We start from the raw sequence: 17,040 nt of genomic DNA on the forward strand, positions 1-17,040 counted from the left end.
TTACCCGCTGAAAGAGCAATCTGTCGGGTAATAACGTTGGACACACTGATACAACAACTGATTAATGGCGTGATGCTGGGCAGCATCTACGCGCTGATCGCGCTGGGCTATACCATGGTGTATGGCATTTTGCGCATCATTAACTTTGCCCACGGCGACATTTTGATGGTCGGCGCGCTTACCACGCTGTCGGCCCTGAACGCGCTGAACAGCACCTTCCCGCATATGCCACAGCTGCTACAGCTCGGCTTCGCGCTGGTTGTCGCCATGGCGGTCTGCGCCCTGCTGGCGATGGCCGTGGAGCGCTTCGCCTATCGACGCCTGCGCAACGCGCCGCGTCTGGCACCGCTGATCTCCGGGATCGGCGTTTCCGTGTTACTGCAAACCGTGGCGATGATTATCTGGAGCCGCAACCCGCTGATGTTCCCACAAATCCTGCCGATGGACGCGATTGCCGTCACCTCCGGCAGTGCGAACCATCCCCCGGCGATCATTACCGTCACCGGCATTGTCACGGTATCGCTGGCACTGGCGGTGATGATCGGCCTGTGGCTGCTTGTGGAATACACCCGTCTCGGGCGCGGGATGCGCGCGGTGGCGGAAAACCCGCGCGTGGCCACGCTGATGGGGGTCAATCCCAACGCCATTATCACGCTGACTTTCGCCATCGGCGGCATCTTCGCCGCGCTCGCAGGCGTAATGATGGCGAGTAACTACGGCAACGCCAGTTTCTCGATGGGCTTTTTGCCCGGCATTAAAGCGTTCACCGCCGCGGTTCTGGGCGGCATCGGCAATATTCGCGGTGCGATGATCGGCGGGATCCTGCTTGGGATCATTGAATCGCTGGGCGCGGGCTATCTGGGTGAACTCACCCACGGCGTGTTTGGCAGCAACTACCAGGACGTCTTTGCGTTCATCGTGCTGATTCTGGTGCTGGTGTTCCGCCCGGCCGGTCTGCTGGGCGAACGCGTGGCGCACAGGGCGTAGGGAAAACTATGACAACAACATCATTACAGGCACCCGTCTCACAGCGCCGCTTCTGGTCCGGCATGACCCTGTTCGTCCTCGCCCTGCTGATTGCTCCCGTGGTGGCAAGCCAGCTCGGCGGCAACTACTGGGTGCGCGTGATCGACTTCGCTCTGCTGTACATCATGCTGGCGCTCGGGCTGAACATCGTCGTGGGCTACACCGGCCTGCTGGATATGGGCTTCATCGCGTTTTATGCCGTCGGCGCCTATCTTGCAGCACTGCTGGCGTCCCCGCATCTGCTGGAGACGTTCCCTCTTCTCGCCGTCTGGTTCCCGGACGGGCTGCACACCTCTTATCTGCTGATTATTCCGCTGGCGGCGCTGGTCGCGGCGGTGTGCGGGATTATTCTGGGCGCGCCCACGCTCAAACTGCGCGGCGATTATCTGGCGATTGTCACCCTCGGTTTTGGAGAGATCATCCGCATTCTGATGCGTAACCTCGACCGTCCGGTGAACATCACCAACGGCGCAAAAGGCATTACCGGCGTCGATACGCTCAATCTGTTTGGCCTGAAGTTCAGCGGCGTATACCACTGGTTTGGCATGAAAGTCCCGGCCCTGTGGCTGTGGTATTACCTGCTGATGCTGGTGATCGTGCTGATTATTTTTGTCTGCCTGCGCCTGCAACATTCGCGCATTGGCCGCGCATGGCACGCCATTCGTGAAGACGAAGACGTGGCCCGCGCGATGGGCATCAACGTGCGTAACTACAAACTGCTGGCCTTTGCGATGGGTGCCTCTTTTGGCGGCGTGGCGGGAGCGCTGTTTGGCGCATTCCAGGGCTTCGTGTCGCCGGAATCCTTCACCCTTCAGGAATCCATTGCCGTGCTGGCGATGGTGGTGCTCGGCGGGATGGGCCACATCCCCGGCGTGATCCTCGGCGCAGTGCTGCTCACCGCCCTGCCGGAGATCCTGCGCAGCCAGGCCGCGCCCGTTCAGCAGGCACTGTTCGGCACCGTGCTGATCGACCCGGAAATCCTGCGTCAGCTGTTCTACGGCCTGGCGCTGGTGCTGGTGATGCTGCTGCGCCCATCCGGGATCTGGCCGGTTCGCCACAAGGAGGTCAAGGCATGAGCCTGCTCACCGTTCGCAATATGTCTAAACGCTTTGGCGGCCTGACCGCCGTGGACGATGTTTCGCTCTCCATCAATCAGGGCGAAATCTACGGTTTGATCGGCCCTAACGGCGCAGGGAAAACCACCTGTTTTAACCTCATTACCGGTCTGTATCCGGCGGACAGCGGCGAGTTTTCGATTGCCGATAAGCCCTATTTTCCGAAGCAGATCGACAAAGTAACGGCTGCCGGGATCGCCCGCACGTTCCAGAACGTGCGTCTGTTTAATGAGATGTCGGTACTGGAAAACGTGATGGTCGGGCGCCATGTGCGCACCCGCAACGGCCTGTGGGCCGCGCTTACGCGTCACAAACGGGCGCGCGCCGAAGAAGCGCAAACCCGCGAGCTGGCCTGGCACTGGCTGGAGTACACCGGTATCGCCAGATTCGCCCATTATCGCGCCTGCGATCTGGCCTACGGGCATCAGCGTCGGCTGGAAATCGCCCGCGCGCTGGCGACCGACCCGCTGCTGCTGGCCCTCGACGAACCGGCCGCTGGCATGAATGCGGCTGAGAAAAACGCCCTTGGCGAACTGCTCATCCGCATTCGTGACGATGGCAAAACCCTGCTGATGATTGAGCACGACGTGAAGCTGGTGATGGGTATCTGCGATCGCCTGACGGTGCTTGATTACGGCAAAACGCTGGCCGTCGGCACACCCGACACCGTTCGGCGTGACCCGGCGGTGATCGCCGCCTGGCTTGGAGGCAACGCCCATGTCTGAGTTACTGAAAGTCGAACGTCTGGACGTGCATTACGGCGGGATTCAGGCGGTACGCGATGTGTCGTTCAGCCTGCAAAAAGGCGAACAAGCGACGCTGATTGGCGCTAACGGCGCGGGAAAAAGCTCAACCGTACGCGCCATCACCGGGCTGGAGAACTTCGGCGGCACTATTGCGTTTAACGGCCAGCCGGTGCGTAAACGCAAAGCCGAAGCACTGCTTCGCGACGGGCTGGTGATGGTTCCGGAAGGTCGCGGCATCTTTGCGCGCATGACGGTGCTGGAGAATTTACAGATGGGAGCCTGGCTGCGGCGCGACACGGCCAATGTGAAAGCCGAAATGGACGAGATTTTCGACCGTTTCCCGCGCCTCGGTGAGCGTCAACATCAGCTCGCCGGGCTGCTTTCGGGCGGTGAACAGCAGCTTCTGGCGCTGAACCGCGCCCTGCTCAGCCAGCCGCGCCTGCTGATTCTCGATGAGCCGTCCATGGGGCTGGCACCGAAGATGGTCGAAAATATTTTTCAGGTAATCAAAGGGCTGCGTGAGCGCGGCGTGGCCCTGCTGCTGATCGAACAAAACGCCCGGCTGGCGCTGGAAGTGACGGATAGCGCCTGGGTGATGGACAGCGGCAGCATTGTGCATCACGGCGACTCGAAAGCGATGCTCAATGACGATCAGATTGCACAAATTTATTTGGGCGAAATGCCCGTTTAACACACCAACCAACACCAGGGAAATATAATGAAAACCGTAAAAATCAGTGCGCTCAGCGCCGCTCTTCTGCTCAGTGGTTTTGCCTCTTCCGCGTCATGGGCGGCGGAAAGCGAAACCGTGGTCATCGGCCTTGCAGGCCCGCTCACCGGCCCGTCGGCACGTATCGGCAAAGATCTGGAGAACGGCGCACAGCTGGCGATTGACGATATCAACAAACAGCATCCAACCATCGGCGGCAAAGCCGTGACCTTTAAACTGCAGTCCGAAGATGACCAGTCCGATCCGCGCACCGCGGTGGCTGTTGCTCAGCGTCTGGTCGATAGCGGCGTCGCGGGCGTAGTCGGCCACTGGAATACCGGCACCAGCATTCCCGCAGCGCGGGTGTATCACGACGCCGGTATCGCCCAGGTAGCGCCCGTCGCCACCGGCCACGCCTATACCAAACAGGGTTTTGACACCAGTTTCCGCGTGATGGGCCACGACGATGACGGTGGTCAGTTCGCCGGCGAATACGCGGTGAAAACACTGAAAGCCAAACGCATTGCGGTGATCGACGACCGTACCGCGTTCGGCCAGGGGCTGGCGGATGAATTTATCAAATCGCTGGACGCGCAGGGTGTGAAGATCGTCGACCGCCAGTACGTTGACGATAAAACCGTGGACTTTAGCGCCGTTTTAACCGCCATTCGCAGCAAAAACGCCGATCTGGTGTTCTTCGGCGGTGTCGATAGCCAGGCCGCTCCGCTGGCGCGTCGTATCAAACAGCTGGGCATGAACGCCACGCTGATGGGCGCAGGCGGTTTTGTCAGCCAGACGTTCCTGCAGCTGGCACAGAAAGAAGGCGAAGGTGTTGTCGCGCTGGAGCCAGGTCTGCCGGTCGATCAGATGCCGGGCGGTAAAGCCTTTGAGCAGGCATATCAGTCGCGCTACCACACCCATATCGAACTGCATGCGCCGTTCGCCTATGACGCCACCCGCGTGCTGGTTGCCGCCATGGAAAAAGCCAACTCTGTCGATCCGGCTGAATATCTGCCCGCCCTGCGCGCCATCAGCTATTCCGGTGTCACCGGACAGATCGCCTTTGACGCACAGGGCAATCTGAAATCCCCGTCCTTTACCGTCTACAAAGTGGTCGATGGCAAATGGCAGCCGCAAACCGTTCTGGGCGGCGCAAAAACGAAGTAACGCAGTGAGGCAATGTGATGAGTGATAACAATGAGCTGGGCATTCTCGCCCGCCGCAAAATAGAAGCAGAAATTATTAAACCTATTTACGAAATCCTGGTGCGCGAGATAGGGAAAGCCCGCGCCCAGGCGGTAATTGGGGAAGCCATCGAACAGGCGGCGATTGACGCGGGGGCACATTTTGCCCGTCAGGAGCCGAACGGCGCGGATGTGAAGAGTTTTATCGCCCTGCAATATCTCTGGGAGAAAGACAACGCGCTGGACGTGAAAGTGATCGACGCCGACGACCAGCAGTACAACTATAACGTCACCCGCTGTCGTTATGCCGAGATGTATCACGAAATGGGGCTGGGCGAGATCGGTCACCTGCTGTCGTGCGCCCGCGATGAGAAATTCATCGTCGGCTACGCGCCTGACGTCGAACTGACGCGCACCACCACCATCATGCAGGGCGGAAAATGCTGTGATTTCCGCTACCACACGAAAAAGGACAAAGCATGATCCACATCGATGCGCAGCGGCTTTGGTCCACGCTCGGGATGATGGCGCAGATCGGCGGCACGCCCGCCGGTGGCGTAACGCGTCTGGCGCTGAGCGACGAAGATCGCATTGCCCGCAACCTGCTGCGCGACTGGGCGCGGGAAGCGGGTTTTACCTGCGACGTCGACAGCATGGGCAACATGTTTATTCGCCGCGCCGGGAAAAACCGCGCCCTGCCACCGGTGATGACCGGCTCGCATGTGGATTCCCAGCCGCTGGGCGGAAATTACGACGGGATCTACGGCGTGCTGGCCGGGCTGGAAGTTCTGCGCACCCTCAACGATCATCACGTGGAAACCGAGCGCGACATCGTGCTGGTGAACTGGACGAACGAAGAAGGCGCGCGTTTCGCCCCGGCGATGCTGGCATCCGGCGTCTGGTCCGGGCAATTTAGCGAAGAATACGCCCTCGCCCGTACGGATAACGCAGGCATAACGGTAGGCGAAGCGCTGGAGGCTATCGGCTATCGCGGCACCGTGCCTGCGCGCGCGTTTCCGCTTCACGCCTGCTATGAACTGCATATCGAACAGGGACCGATTCTGGAAGATGAGGCTATCGATATCGGACTGGTGCGCGCCGCGATGGGCCAGCGCTGGTTTACCCTGACGCTGGACGGTTTTGCCGCGCACGCAGGGACGACGCCGATGCACAGCCGTCGCGATGCGTTAACCGCCTTCGCTGAACTGGCGCTGATGGTTGAAGAGATTGGTTATCAGCACAAACCGGACGGCCGCGCGACCATCGGCATGGCGCAGATAACCCCAAATTCGCGCAACGTCGTCCCGTCGCGTGTGGTGTGCAGCGTGGAGTTCCGCCATCCGCAAAGCGACGTGCTGGAAGCGATGGAAGCCGCGCTGCGTGAGGCGGCGCAAGGTCTCGCCACACGAGGGGTTACGGCAAAGGTCGAACGAATCTTCGACTACGCGCCTATCGCCTTCGACGAGCAGTGTCTTATGCGCAGTGAAAAAGCGGTCGAAGCCCTCAGCTATTCATCAAAAGCGATGGTCTCCGGCGCCGGGCACGACACCTGCTATATCAGCAAAATCGCCCCGGCCAGCATGATCTTTATTCCCTGCGAAAAAGGCATCAGCCACAACGAAGCGGAAAACATTCTGCCGGAGTGGTCTAAGAAAGGGGCGAATGTCCTGTTGCACAGTGTACTGAGTGCGGCACAGGAGAAATGATTCGCCAAAAAAATGCCCGGTAAGCGCAACGCTACCGGGCGTTTTTTACTTCTGCTCCACCCTCGCCAGACTAAACCATATCCCGCACGCCAGTATCATCAGCATGGCACCGGCGCTGCCAAGGGCGACGCTGTGCGAGGTGATAAACGCGGCTTTAGCGGCTTCAATCGTCGCGTCTGCCAGCGTCGGCGTAAGTTCTTGCGCAACTTTGACCGCTTCACCAATCGACGAAGAGGCTTTGTCGGCAAGCGTGGCGCTCAGCCCTTGCGGCAGCTCGATAGAGGCCGAGAAGCTGCGGGTAAGCATCAGGCCAAAAATCGCGATCCCAAGACCCGCGCCTAACTCGTAGGACATTGTTTCGATAGCCCCTGCCGCGGCCGCTTTTTCCTTCGGCGCGGCGGCCATGATCGCGGAAGTCGATGCCAGCAGCGCACTCGCGGCGCTAAAACCGAGCAGCACCATCAGGCTCCATGCCTGCCACTGCTGAGTGCTGAAATCGAGCATCGACAGCCCGATAAAGCTCACCGCGCTTAGCCCCATGCCGCCTGCCGCGACCAGCCGCAACCCGAGTTTTCCGACCAGCACGCCCGCAATCGGCCCGCTGAAACCGCTGGCGACCATCAGCGGCAACATAAACATGCCCGCCTCAAACGGCGTAAAACCGTGCACAAACTGCAGCTCCTGCGCCATCAGCAGTTCAAAGCCCACCAGCGCGATCATCGCAGTCATCGCCATCACCACGCCGCTCAAAATAATGCGATGGCAGAACAGGCGCATGTCGATCATCGGTTTGCTGGCTCGCAGCTGAATACGCACGAAGATGAACAGCATCACCGCACCTGTGAGCAACGTTGTCGCCACGATAGCCGGTGAAAGTGTGCCCTTCAGCGCCGTTTTCGCGCTGTAAACCAGCAGCAGAATTGCCACGATCAGCATTAACGCGTGCGAAATGTTCAGCGTCTGCTCCGGGCGTCCCTGCTGTTTCGGCACAAAACGCGCCGCCAGTGCCACCACGATCACCACGATCGGCACGTTGATCAAAAATACCGATCCCCAGTAGAAGTGCTCCAGCAGCAGGCCGCCCACCAGCGGGCCAAACGCCGCTCCGCCGGAACCGACCGCAGCCCAGACACCTAACGCGATATTGCGATGACGCGCTTCGACAAACAGCGTGCGGATCCCCGCAAGCGTCGCCGGGATAATCATCGCCGCACCAATCGCCAGCGTCGCGCGGGCGGCAATCAGCCATGCCGCGGACGGGGCAAACGCGGCCGCCAGTGACGACAGTCCGAACAGGATACTGCCGAGCATCAGCAGCTTTTTAAAGCCGATACGATCCCCGAGCGCGCCCATCGGCAGCACCATGCCCGCCATCACCAGCGAGTAAATATCAATAATCCACAGCAATTCGTTACCGCTGGCCCCGAGCGTCATACTCAGCGTTGGCGCGGCCACATGCAGTACCGTTGCGTCAATCGCGACCGGAATATACACCAGCACGATAATCACTAACGCTAACCACCTTTGAAACATAAATTTCCCTTTCACACTAATCTGGACACGTGTCCAGGATGCGATCCTACGGAAAGTTGAACGCGTGTCCAGCTTTTTGTTACACTCGTTTCGTCGCCATTGAGAGTGAGAGAACATGAGCTATTTGAGCAAGGATGAACGGCGGGAAGATATCCTGCAGGCCGCGATGCGCGTCGCGTTAAACGAAGGGTTCAGCGCCATGACGGTGCGGCGCATTGCAGGCGAAGCGGGTATTGCCTCCGGCCAGGTCCATCACCATTTCGCCAGCGCCGGAGAGCTGAAAGCATTGGCCTTCGTGCGTCTGATCCGCGAACTGCTCGATGCCGAGGTGGTGGGCGACTGTCGCCATCGTCTGCGCGCCATGCTCGGCAGCGATGAGGGTATGTTCGAGCCTTATATTCGTCTGTGGCGGGAAGCGCAGATCCTCGCGAGCCGCGATCCGGACATTAAAAGCGCCTATGTGATGACCATGGAAATGTGGCATCAGGATACCGTCGCCATTATCCGTCAGGGTGCCGAAGAAAAGGTATTTACACTCTCAGACCGCCCCGAAAATATCGCCTGGCGATTGATAGGTTTAGTCTGCGGACTGGACGGTATCTACGTGTTAAATATGCCCGAAATGGATGACGACGCATTTAATAAACATCTTGATAAATTAATTTCTCTGGAATTGTTTTAATACTCCTAATTGAGTATTCAAAACCGCGATTTTTTACAATTAGTAACACATAAAGCGAATCATCTCTCCTCTCGTAAACTCAGGGATTCGCTTTCTTATCTATCCTTTCAGAAGCATCTGAATAATTCCAAAAACCTTAATCGTATAACGTCATCCATCTGACTGTTTTCACTTCTCTTTTCTGTTTTTACGGGTAAGTACGAGGGCGATATGTCACAACAAAGTGAGAAGAATAATCATTATCTTTTAAATAACTGGAAACCGGAAAACGCGGCATTTTGGGAGAATAAAGGTAAACACATCGCGCGACGCAATCTTTGTATATCCGTCGCTTGTCTGCTACTGGCCTTCTGCGTGTGGATGTTATTCAGCGCGGTTGCGGTCAATCTCAATAAAGTCGGCTTTAATTTCACCACCGATCAGCTTTTCATGTTAACCGCTTTACCTTCTCTTTCTGGTGCAATATTACGCGTGCCCTATTCCTTTATGGTGCCGATATTTGGCGGACGTTACTGGACAATATTAAGCACCGTTATTCTGATTATTCCTTGCGTGTGGCTGGGGATCGCCGTGCAGAATAGCGCCACGCCCTACTGGGTGTTTATCATCATCGCCCTGCTGTGCGGATTTGCCGGCGCGAACTTTGCCTCCAGCATGGGCAACATCAGCTTTTTCTTCCCGAAAGCAAAACAAGGCAGCGCGCTGGGCATTAACGGGGGGCTGGGTAATCTCGGCGTCAGCGTGATGCAAATGGTGGCTCCGGCGGTGATCTTCCTGCCGATGTTTGCGTTTCTCGGCGTCCATGGCGTACCGCAGGATGACGGTTCTGTGCTGTCGCTGGCTAACGCCGCGTGGATCTGGGTGCCGCTACTGATTATTGCCACTCTCGCCGCCTTTTTCGGCATGAACGATATTGCCAGCTCGAAAGCCTCGATTGCCAGCCAGTTGCCGGTGCTGAAACAGCCGCACCTGTGGTTGCTAAGCCTGCTCTATCTGGCGACGTTTGGCTCTTTTATTGGTTTCTCCGCAGGCTTTGCGATGCTCGCCAAAACCCAGTTCCCTGATGTGAACATTCTCCACCTCGCCTTCTTTGGCCCGTTGATCGGAGCGCTGGCGCGATCGGCGGGTGGCGTGGTGTCGGACAAACTCGGCGGTGTGCGCGTAACGCTGGTGAACTTTATCCTGATGGCCGCCTTCAGCGCCCTGCTGTTCCTGACGCTCCCCGGCTCCGGTTCCGGCAATTTCACCGCCTTCTATCTGGTGTTTATGGGCCTGTTCCTGACCGCCGGTTTAGGCAGCGGCTCCACCTTCCAGATGATCGCGGTGATCTTCCGCCAGATCACAATATATAACGTCAAACTGCGCGGCGGCTCGGAAGAGCAAGCCCAGCAGGAAGCGGTGTCTGATACCGCGGCGGCGCTCGGGTTTATCTCCGCCATCGGCGCGGTCGGCGGCTTTTTCATTCCTAAAGCCTTCGGTACCTCGCTGGCGATGACCGGTTCCCCCGTCGGCGCGATGAAGGTCTTTTTGGTGTTCTATATCGTCTGCGTGTTTGTCACCTGGCTGGTGTATGGCCGTCGGCAGAAACACGTCAAATCATAACTATTCCGTTCAACACTTTTGTGAGCAGTGTAACCACGGGGTGGGCGTCGCCCCGTCAGGAGAAACGTCATGAGTAAATTGTTGGATCGCTTTCGTTATTTCAAACAAAAAGGCGACACCTTCGCCGACGGCCATGGGCAGGTGATGCACACCAACCGCGACTGGGAGGACAGCTACCGCCAGCGCTGGCAATTCGACAAAATCGTGCGATCCACCCACGGCGTTAACTGTACCGGCTCCTGCAGCTGGAAAATCTATGTCAAAAACGGCCTGGTGACCTGGGAAACGCAGCAGACCGACTACCCCCGCACCCGTCCTGACCTGCCCAATCATGAACCCCGCGGCTGCCCGCGCGGCGCGAGTTACTCCTGGTATCTCTACAGCGCCAACCGCCTGAAATACCCGCTGGTGCGGCGGAAATTGATCGAACTGTGGCGCGAAGCGCTCGGCCAGCACAGCGACCCGGTGCTGGCGTGGAATGCCATCATGAGCGATCCGCAAAAGACCAGCAGCTACAAAAAAGCGCGCGGCCACGGCGGTTTTATCCGCTCTAACTGGAAAGAACTCAACCAGCTGATCGCCGCCGCGAACGTCTGGACAATCAAATATTACGGCCCGGATCGCGTCGCCGGATTCTCGCCGATCCCGGCGATGTCGATGGTCTCTTACGCCGCCGGTACGCGCTATCTCTCACTCCTCGGCGGCACCTGCCTGAGTTTTTACGACTGGTACTGCGATTTGCCGCCCGCCTCGCCAATGACCTGGGGCGAGCAGACCGACGTGCCGGAGTCGGCCGACTGGTACAACTCCAGCTACATTATCGCCTGGGGATCGAACGTGCCGCAGACGCGCACACCGGACGCTCACTTCTTCACCGAAGTGCGTTACAAAGGCACCAAAACCATCGCCATTACCCCGGATTTCTCGGAAGTCGCCAAGCTGAGCGATCAGTGGCTGGCACCGAAGCAAGGCACCGACAGCGCCCTGGCGATGGCGATGGGCCATGTGATCCTCAAAGAGTTCCACCTCGATAACCCGAGCGAATACTTCCTCAACTACTGCCGCCGCTACACCGACATGCCGATGCTGGTGATGCTGGATGCGCGGGACGACGGCAGCCTGGTCCCTGGCCGGATGCTGCGCGCCTCGGATCTGGCCGACGGACTGGGTGAGGAAAATAACCCGGAATGGAAAACCGTCGCCTTTGATATCGCCGGTGGCCTGGTAGCGCCAAACGGCTCGATTGGTTTCCGCTGGGGTGAAAAAGGCAAATGGAACCTGGAGCCGCTGGCTGCCGGCCAGGAGACCGAGCTGACGCTCTCGCTGCTCATCACCCACGATCAGGTCGCGAATGTGGCGTTCCCCTACTTCGGCGGCAATGAAAACCCGCACTTTCGCAGCGTGAAGCAGGACCCGGTGCTGATCCGCAAAGTACCGTCGAAAACCCTCACCCTCGCCGATGGCCGTCAGCAACAGGTCGCCAGCGTTTACGATCTGATTCTGGCGAACTATGGACTGGATCGCGGCCTGGAAGATGACAACGCCGTAAAAGATTACGCCGAAATCAAAGCTTACTCCCCGGCCTGGGGCGAGCAGATCACTGGTGTGCCGCGTCGCCATATTGAACAGATCGCCCGTGAATTCGCCGATACCGCTCATAAAACCCATGGACGGTCGATGATCATTCTCGGTGCGGGCGTGAACCACTGGTATCACATGGACATGAACTACCGTGGGATGATCAATATGCTGGTCTTCTGCGGCTGTGTCGGCAAAAGCGGCGGCGGCTGGTCGCACTATGTCGGCCAGGAGAAGCTGCGTCCGCAAACCGGCTGGCTGCCGCTGGCGTTTGCCCTCGACTGGAACCGCCCGCCGCGCCAGATGAACAGCACTTCCTTCTTCTACAACCACGCCAGCCAGTGGCGCTATGAAAAACTCACCGCTCAGGAGTTGCTCTCGCCGCTGGCGGATAGCGCCAAATTCACCGGCCACCTGATCGACTTTAACGTGCGCGCCGAGCGGATGGGCTGGCTGCCCTCTGCACCGCAGCTTTCGCTTAACCCGTTGCACATCAAAGCGCGCGCCGATGCTGCCGGGATGTCGGCGCAGGATTACACCGTTCAGGCGCTGAAATCGGGCGATCTGCGCTTTGCCTGCGAACAGCCGGACAACGGTAAAAACCATCCACGCAATTTGTTTGTCTGGCGCTCGAACCTGCTCGGCTCCTCCGGGAAAGGCCACGAGTACATGCTCAAGTACCTGCTCGGCACCGAAAGCGGGATTCAGGGCGACGATCTTGGCTCCACAGACGACGTTAAACCGGAGGAGGTGGAGTGGCAAACGGCCGCCATCGAAGGCAAGCTCGACCTGCTGGTGACCCTCGATTTCCGGATGTCCAGCACCTGTCTTTTCTCGGATATTGTCCTGCCGACCGCCACCTGGTATGAAAAAGACGACATGAATACGTCGGATATGCACCCGTTTATTCATCCGCTATCTGCCGCCGTCGATCCGGCATGGGAGTCCCGCAGCGACTGGGAAATCTACAAAGGGATCGCCAAAGTCTTTTCCGACGTCTGCGTCGGGCATCTGGGCACCGAAACCGACGTGGTGTTGCAGCCTCTGCAGCACGACTCCCCGGCGGAGCTGTCCCAGCCCTTTGATATTCAGGACTGGCGCAAAGGCGAATGCGATCTGATTCCTGGCAAAACGGCGCCGAATATCGCCGTCATTGAGCGCAACTATCCGGAAACCTACGAGCGCTTTACGTCGCTGGGGCCATTAATGGACAAACTCGGCAACGGCGGAAAAGGCATTTCGTGGAACACCCAGGATGAAGTCGATTTCCTCGGAAAGCTGAACTACGTCAAGCTCGACGGCCCGGCCAAAGGGCGACCGCTGATTGATACGGCCATTGATGCCTCGGAGGTGATCCTCGCGCTGGCCCCGGAAACCAACGGCCATGTGGCGGTAAAAGCCTGGAAAGCCCTCGGCGAATTTACCGGGCGCACTCACACTCATCTGGCGATCAACAAAGAAGACGAGAAAATCCGTTTTCGCGATATCCAGGCCCAGCCGCGCAAAATCATCTCCAGCCCCACCTGGTCTGGCATTGAGAGCGAACACGTCTCCTACAATGCCGGGTACACCAACGTTCACGAGCTGATCCCGTGGCGCACCCTTTCCGGTCGCCAGCAGCTGTATCAGGATCATCAGTGGATGCGCGCATTTGGTGAAAGCCTGGTGGCCTACCGTCCGCCGATTGATACCCGCAGCGTGACACACATGCGAGAAATTCCGCCGAACGGCTTCCCGGAAAAAGCGCTCAACTTCCTGACGCCGCACCAGAAATGGGGCATCCACTCCACCTACAGCGAAAACCTGCTGATGCAAACCCTGTCTCGCGGCGGGCCGATCGTCTGGATCAGCGAAACGGACGCCAGAGAGTTAGGCATTGAAGACAACGACTGGATCGAAGCCTTCAACGCCAACGGCGCTCTCACCGCCCGTGCGGTGGTGAGCCAGCGCGTGCCGCCAGGGATGACCATGATGTATCACGCGCAGGAGCGCATTCTGAACATACCGGGATCAGAAGTGACCGGACGTCGCGGCGGCATTCATAACTCCGTCACCCGCGTCTGCCCAAAACCCACGCACATGATTGGCGGCTACGCACAGCTGGCCTACGGCTTTAACTACTACGGCACCGTCGGCTCGAACCGCGACGAGTTCATCATGATCCGCAAGATGAAAAACATTAACTGGCTGGATGGCGAAGGTCGGGATCAGGTACAGGAGGCGAAAAAATGAAAATACGCTCACAGGTCGGCATGGTACTGAATCTCGACAAGTGCATTGGCTGTCATACCTGTTCCGTGACGTGCAAAAACGTCTGGACCGGGCGCGAAGGGATGGAGTACGCGTGGTTTAACAACGTCGAAACCAAACCGGGCATTGGCTATCCGAAAAACTGGGAAGATCAGGAGGAGTGGCAAGGCGGCTGGGTGCGTGGCATCACCGGAAAACTCACGCCGCGCCTCGGTGGACGCGTGGGCGTGCTGTCGAAAATCTTCGCCAACCTGTCGCTGCCGGGCATTGACGACTATTACGAACCCTTCACCTTTGACTATCAGGATCTGCACCGCGCGCCGGAGGGCGATCATCTCCCTACCGCTCGCCCGCGCTCACTGATCAGCGGCAAACGGATGGACAAAATCGTCGGCGGCCCAAACTGGGAGGAGCTGCTCGGCGGCGAATTCGAGAAACGCGCCCGCGACCGTAACTTCGACAAGATGCAAAAGGAGATGTACGGCCAGTTCGAAAACACCTTCATGATGTACCTCCCGCGCCTGTGCGAACACTGCCTCAACCCGAGCTGTGTCGCCACCTGTCCGAGCGGCGCCATCTACAAACGTGAAGAGGACGGCATCGTCCTGATCGACCAGGACAAATGCCGCGGCTGGCGCATGTGCATCAGCGGCTGTCCGTACAAAAAAATCTATTTCAACTGGAAGAGCGGCAAGTCTGAAAAATGCATCTTCTGCTACCCGCGTATCGAATCCGGCCAGCCGACCGTGTGCTCGGAAACCTGCGTCGGGCGCATTCGTTATCTTGGCGTGCTGCTGTACGACGCGGACCGCATCGAAGAAGCGGCGAGCACCGAGCACGAAACGGATCTTTACGAGCGTCAGTGCGACGTGTTCCTGAACCCGAACGACCCGGCAGTGATTGAGGAAGCGCTGAAACAGGGCATTCCGCAGAACGTGATCGACGCGGCGCAGCGCTCGCCGGTCTACAAAATGGCGATGGACTGGAAACTGGCCCTGCCGCTGCACCCGGAATACCGTACCCTGCCAATGGTCTGGTATGTGCCGCCGCTGTCACCGATTCAGTCCTACGCCGATGCGGGGGGGCTGCCACAGACCGACAGCATTCTGCCTGCCGTCGAAAGCCTGCGTATTCCGGTGCAGTATCTGGCGAATATGCTGAGCGCGGGCGATACCGGCCCGGTGCTGCGCGCCCTGAAACGCATGATGGCGATGCGCCACTACAAACGCTCGCAAACCGTCGAAGGGGTGACCGATACGCGCGCCATCGACGAAGTGGGCCTGAGCGTGGAACAGGTGGAGGAGATGTACCGCTACCTGGCGATTGCCAACTACGAAGACCGCTTCGTGATCCCGACCAGCCACCGTGAAATGGCGCGTGACGCCTTCCCGGAGAAAAACGGCTGCGGCTTTACCTTCGGCGACGGCTGTCACGGCTCCGACACCAAATTCAACCTGTTCAACAGCCAGCGCATCGACGCCATTAATATCTCCGAGGTGCGTGAACACGGGGAGGGAGAGTAATGCGAATTCTTAAAATTATCGCCCTGCTCATTGAATACCCTGACGAGGCGCTATGGGAGAGCCGCGATGAAGCCCTTTCTCTGATCGCACAAGATGCCCCGCTGCTGCTGCCGTTTGCGCAGCAGCATCTTGGCGCGGCGCTGCTGGATAAACAGGCCCAGTGGTGTGAAGTGTTTGAGCGCGGACGGGCCACCTCGCTGCTGCTGTTCGAGCATGTTCACGCCGAATCCCGCGATCGCGGTCAGGCGATGGTCGATCTGATGAGCCAGTACGAGAAAGCCGGTTTACAGCTCGACTGCCGCGAACTGCCGGATTATCTTCCGCTCTATCTGGAGTATCTGAGTCTTATTCCTGACGATGAGGCGCGCGAGGGGCTGCAAAACGTTGCGCCGATTCTGGCCCTGATCGGCGGGCGGCTAAAACAGCGCGATGTCCCGCAGTATCAGCTGTTCGACGCCCTGCTTCTGCTCGCCGCCAGCAAGCTAACAAGTGACAGTGTCACCAAGCAGGTGGCAACAGAACAGCGCGATGACACCCGTCAGGCGCTGGATGCCGTGTGGGAAGAGGAACAGGTGAAGTTTATTGAGGACAACGCCACGGCGTGCGACAGCTCGCCGATGCAGCAATATCAACGACGCTTTAGCCAGGACGTCGCGCCTCAGTACGTGGACGTCAGCGCCGGAGGCCCGAAATGATGCACTTTCTGAACGTCTTCTTTTACGATATCTACCCGTATCTGTGCGGGACGGTGTTCCTGCTGGGAAGCTGGCTGCGCTACGACTACGGGCAGTACACCTGGCGCGCGTCATCCAGCCAGATGCTCGATAAGCGCGGCATGGTGCTGTGGTCGAATCTGTTCCATATCGGCATTCTGGGGATCTTTTTCGGCCACGCCTTCGGGATGCTGACGCCGCACTGGGTCTATTCGTGGTTCCTGCCGATGTCGCAAAAACAGCTGATGGCGATGATCCTCGGCGGCGTCTGCGGCGTGCTGACGCTGATCGGCGGCGCGGGACTGCTGGTGCGACGCCTCACCAATCCGCGTATCCGCGCGACCTCGTCCACGGCGGATATCCTGATCCTCTGCGTGCTGCTGTTGCAGTGTATTCTCGGTCTGGCGACGATTCCGTTCTCCGCACAACACCCCGACGGCAGCGAAATGCTGAAACTGGTCGACTGGGCGCAGGCGGTCGTCACCTTCCACGGCGGTGCTTCCGCGCATCTCGACGGCGTGGCCTACATCTTCCGCGTCCATCTGGTGCTTGGAATGACCATCTTCCTGCTGTTCCCGTTCACCCGGCTGGTTCACGTCTGGAGTGCGCCGGTGGAGTACCTTACGCGGCGCTATCAGGTGGTGAGATCGCGCCGCTGAGTAAACTAAACCCT

The 17,040-nt window shown here is 58.7% G+C and carries 14 protein-coding genes; 13 read left to right on the forward strand and 1 reads right to left on the reverse strand.

Annotation, left to right across the window (positions count from 1 at the left end):
- The first annotated feature begins 36 nt into the window (after window positions 1–36).
- Genes C0560_RS10860 through C0560_RS10890 form a run of 7 tightly spaced genes read left to right on the forward strand, consistent with a single transcriptional unit; the run spans window position 37 to window position 6,486 of the window.
- Window positions 37–987: a branched-chain amino acid ABC transporter permease gene (locus C0560_RS10860; protein ID WP_107703530.1), complete on the forward strand. Its 951-nt coding sequence runs from the start codon at window positions 37–39 to the stop codon at window positions 985–987.
- An 8-nt stretch (window positions 988–995) separates the two neighbouring features.
- Window positions 996–2,102, forward strand: coding sequence for a branched-chain amino acid ABC transporter permease (locus tag C0560_RS10865; RefSeq protein WP_123427857.1), 1,107 nt, complete (start codon window positions 996–998; stop codon window positions 2,100–2,102).
- The gene (locus tag C0560_RS10870; RefSeq protein WP_100780091.1) at window positions 2,099–2,866 is read left to right on the forward strand and encodes an ABC transporter ATP-binding protein; all 768 of its coding nucleotides are present in this window, start codon (window positions 2,099–2,101) and stop codon (window positions 2,864–2,866) included. Before C0560_RS10865 ends, C0560_RS10870 begins: the two co-directional genes overlap by 4 nt.
- Window positions 2,859–3,578: an ABC transporter ATP-binding protein gene (locus C0560_RS10875; protein ID WP_123427855.1), complete on the forward strand. Its 720-nt coding sequence runs from the start codon at window positions 2,859–2,861 to the stop codon at window positions 3,576–3,578. The genes C0560_RS10870 and C0560_RS10875 overlap by 8 nt, the downstream gene beginning before the upstream one ends.
- Window positions 3,579–3,605: 27 nt before the next feature.
- A complete protein-coding gene (locus tag C0560_RS10880; protein ID WP_102103765.1) occupies window positions 3,606–4,763 on the forward strand; it encodes a branched-chain amino acid ABC transporter substrate-binding protein in 1,158 nt (385 codons plus the stop codon).
- 17 nt (window positions 4,764–4,780) lie between these two features.
- Complete coding sequence (locus C0560_RS10885; RefSeq protein ID WP_100780087.1) at window positions 4,781–5,263, forward strand: L-2-amino-thiazoline-4-carboxylic acid hydrolase; 483 nt, start codon at window positions 4,781–4,783, stop codon at window positions 5,261–5,263.
- Window positions 5,260–6,486, forward strand: coding sequence for a Zn-dependent hydrolase (locus C0560_RS10890; protein ID WP_248858511.1), 1,227 nt, complete (start codon window positions 5,260–5,262; stop codon window positions 6,484–6,486). Before C0560_RS10885 ends, C0560_RS10890 begins: the two co-directional genes overlap by 4 nt.
- A 45-nt stretch (window positions 6,487–6,531) precedes the next feature.
- On the opposite strand, the gene C0560_RS10895 is transcribed toward C0560_RS10890, so the two are convergent.
- On the reverse strand, window positions 6,532–8,019 hold the full coding sequence (locus C0560_RS10895) for an MFS transporter (protein ID WP_123427850.1): 1,488 nt from the start codon (window positions 8,017–8,019) through the stop codon (window positions 6,532–6,534).
- A gap of 115 nt (window positions 8,020–8,134) precedes the next feature.
- On the opposite strand from C0560_RS10895, the gene C0560_RS10900 reads away from it, so the two are divergent.
- The 6 genes from C0560_RS10900 to narI all read left to right on the forward strand — a co-directional run bounded on the left by C0560_RS10900 (window position 8,135) and on the right by narI (window position 17,026).
- Entirely contained in the window at window positions 8,135–8,701 is a 567-nt protein-coding gene (locus tag C0560_RS10900) for a TetR family transcriptional regulator (protein WP_123427848.1), read from the forward strand.
- Window positions 8,702–8,911: 210 nt separating this feature from the next.
- A complete protein-coding gene (locus C0560_RS10905) occupies window positions 8,912–10,303 on the forward strand; it encodes a NarK family nitrate/nitrite MFS transporter (protein ID WP_248858512.1) in 1,392 nt (463 codons plus the stop codon).
- A 69-nt stretch (window positions 10,304–10,372) separates the two neighbouring features.
- Window positions 10,373–14,113 carry a nitrate reductase subunit alpha gene (locus C0560_RS10910; protein WP_248858513.1) on the forward strand — a complete coding sequence of 1,247 codons (3,741 nt, stop codon included), beginning with the start codon at window positions 10,373–10,375 and terminating at the stop codon, window positions 14,111–14,113.
- Window positions 14,110–15,654, forward strand: coding sequence for a nitrate reductase subunit beta (narH, locus tag C0560_RS10915; protein ID WP_248858514.1), 1,545 nt, complete (start codon window positions 14,110–14,112; stop codon window positions 15,652–15,654). Before C0560_RS10910 ends, narH begins: the two co-directional genes overlap by 4 nt.
- Entirely contained in the window at window positions 15,654–16,349 is a 696-nt protein-coding gene (gene narW, locus C0560_RS10920) for a nitrate reductase molybdenum cofactor assembly chaperone (protein ID WP_248858515.1), read from the forward strand. The genes narH and narW overlap by 1 nt, the downstream gene beginning before the upstream one ends.
- Window positions 16,346–17,026 carry a respiratory nitrate reductase subunit gamma gene (gene narI / locus C0560_RS10925; protein WP_181826379.1) on the forward strand — a complete coding sequence of 227 codons (681 nt, stop codon included), beginning with the start codon at window positions 16,346–16,348 and terminating at the stop codon, window positions 17,024–17,026. Before narW ends, narI begins: the two co-directional genes overlap by 4 nt.
- The last annotated feature ends 14 nt before the right edge of the window (window positions 17,027–17,040 follow it).

It is taken from the genome of Lelliottia sp. AC1 (assembly GCF_023278595.1).
GTDB lineage: Bacteria > Pseudomonadota > Gammaproteobacteria > Enterobacterales > Enterobacteriaceae > Enterobacter > Enterobacter nimipressuralis.

What these genes read in the sequence shown, in the direction of transcription:
- narH (WP_248858514.1), top strand. Translation starts at nt 14,110, where the DNA reads ATGAAAATACGCTCACAGGTCGGCATGGTACTGAATCTCGACAAGTGC.
- C0560_RS10865 (WP_123427857.1), top strand. Translation starts at nt 996, where the DNA reads ATGACAACAACATCATTACAGGCACCCGTCTCACAGCGCCGCTTCTGG.
- C0560_RS10880 (WP_102103765.1), top strand. Translation starts at nt 3,606, where the DNA reads ATGAAAACCGTAAAAATCAGTGCGCTCAGCGCCGCTCTTCTGCTCAGT.
- C0560_RS10895 (WP_123427850.1), bottom strand. Translation starts at nt 8,019, where the DNA reads ATGTTTCAAAGGTGGTTAGCGTTAGTGATTATCGTGCTGGTGTATATT.
- C0560_RS10875 (WP_123427855.1), top strand. Translation starts at nt 2,859, where the DNA reads ATGTCTGAGTTACTGAAAGTCGAACGTCTGGACGTGCATTACGGCGGG.
- C0560_RS10900 (WP_123427848.1), top strand. Translation starts at nt 8,135, where the DNA reads ATGAGCTATTTGAGCAAGGATGAACGGCGGGAAGATATCCTGCAGGCC.
- narW (WP_248858515.1), top strand. Translation starts at nt 15,654, where the DNA reads ATGCGAATTCTTAAAATTATCGCCCTGCTCATTGAATACCCTGACGAG.
- C0560_RS10910 (WP_248858513.1), top strand. Translation starts at nt 10,373, where the DNA reads ATGAGTAAATTGTTGGATCGCTTTCGTTATTTCAAACAAAAAGGCGAC.
- C0560_RS10885 (WP_100780087.1), top strand. Translation starts at nt 4,781, where the DNA reads ATGAGTGATAACAATGAGCTGGGCATTCTCGCCCGCCGCAAAATAGAA.
- C0560_RS10890 (WP_248858511.1), top strand. Translation starts at nt 5,260, where the DNA reads ATGATCCACATCGATGCGCAGCGGCTTTGGTCCACGCTCGGGATGATG.
- C0560_RS10870 (WP_100780091.1), top strand. Translation starts at nt 2,099, where the DNA reads ATGAGCCTGCTCACCGTTCGCAATATGTCTAAACGCTTTGGCGGCCTG.
- C0560_RS10905 (WP_248858512.1), top strand. Translation starts at nt 8,912, where the DNA reads ATGTCACAACAAAGTGAGAAGAATAATCATTATCTTTTAAATAACTGG.
- narI (WP_181826379.1), top strand. Translation starts at nt 16,346, where the DNA reads ATGATGCACTTTCTGAACGTCTTCTTTTACGATATCTACCCGTATCTG.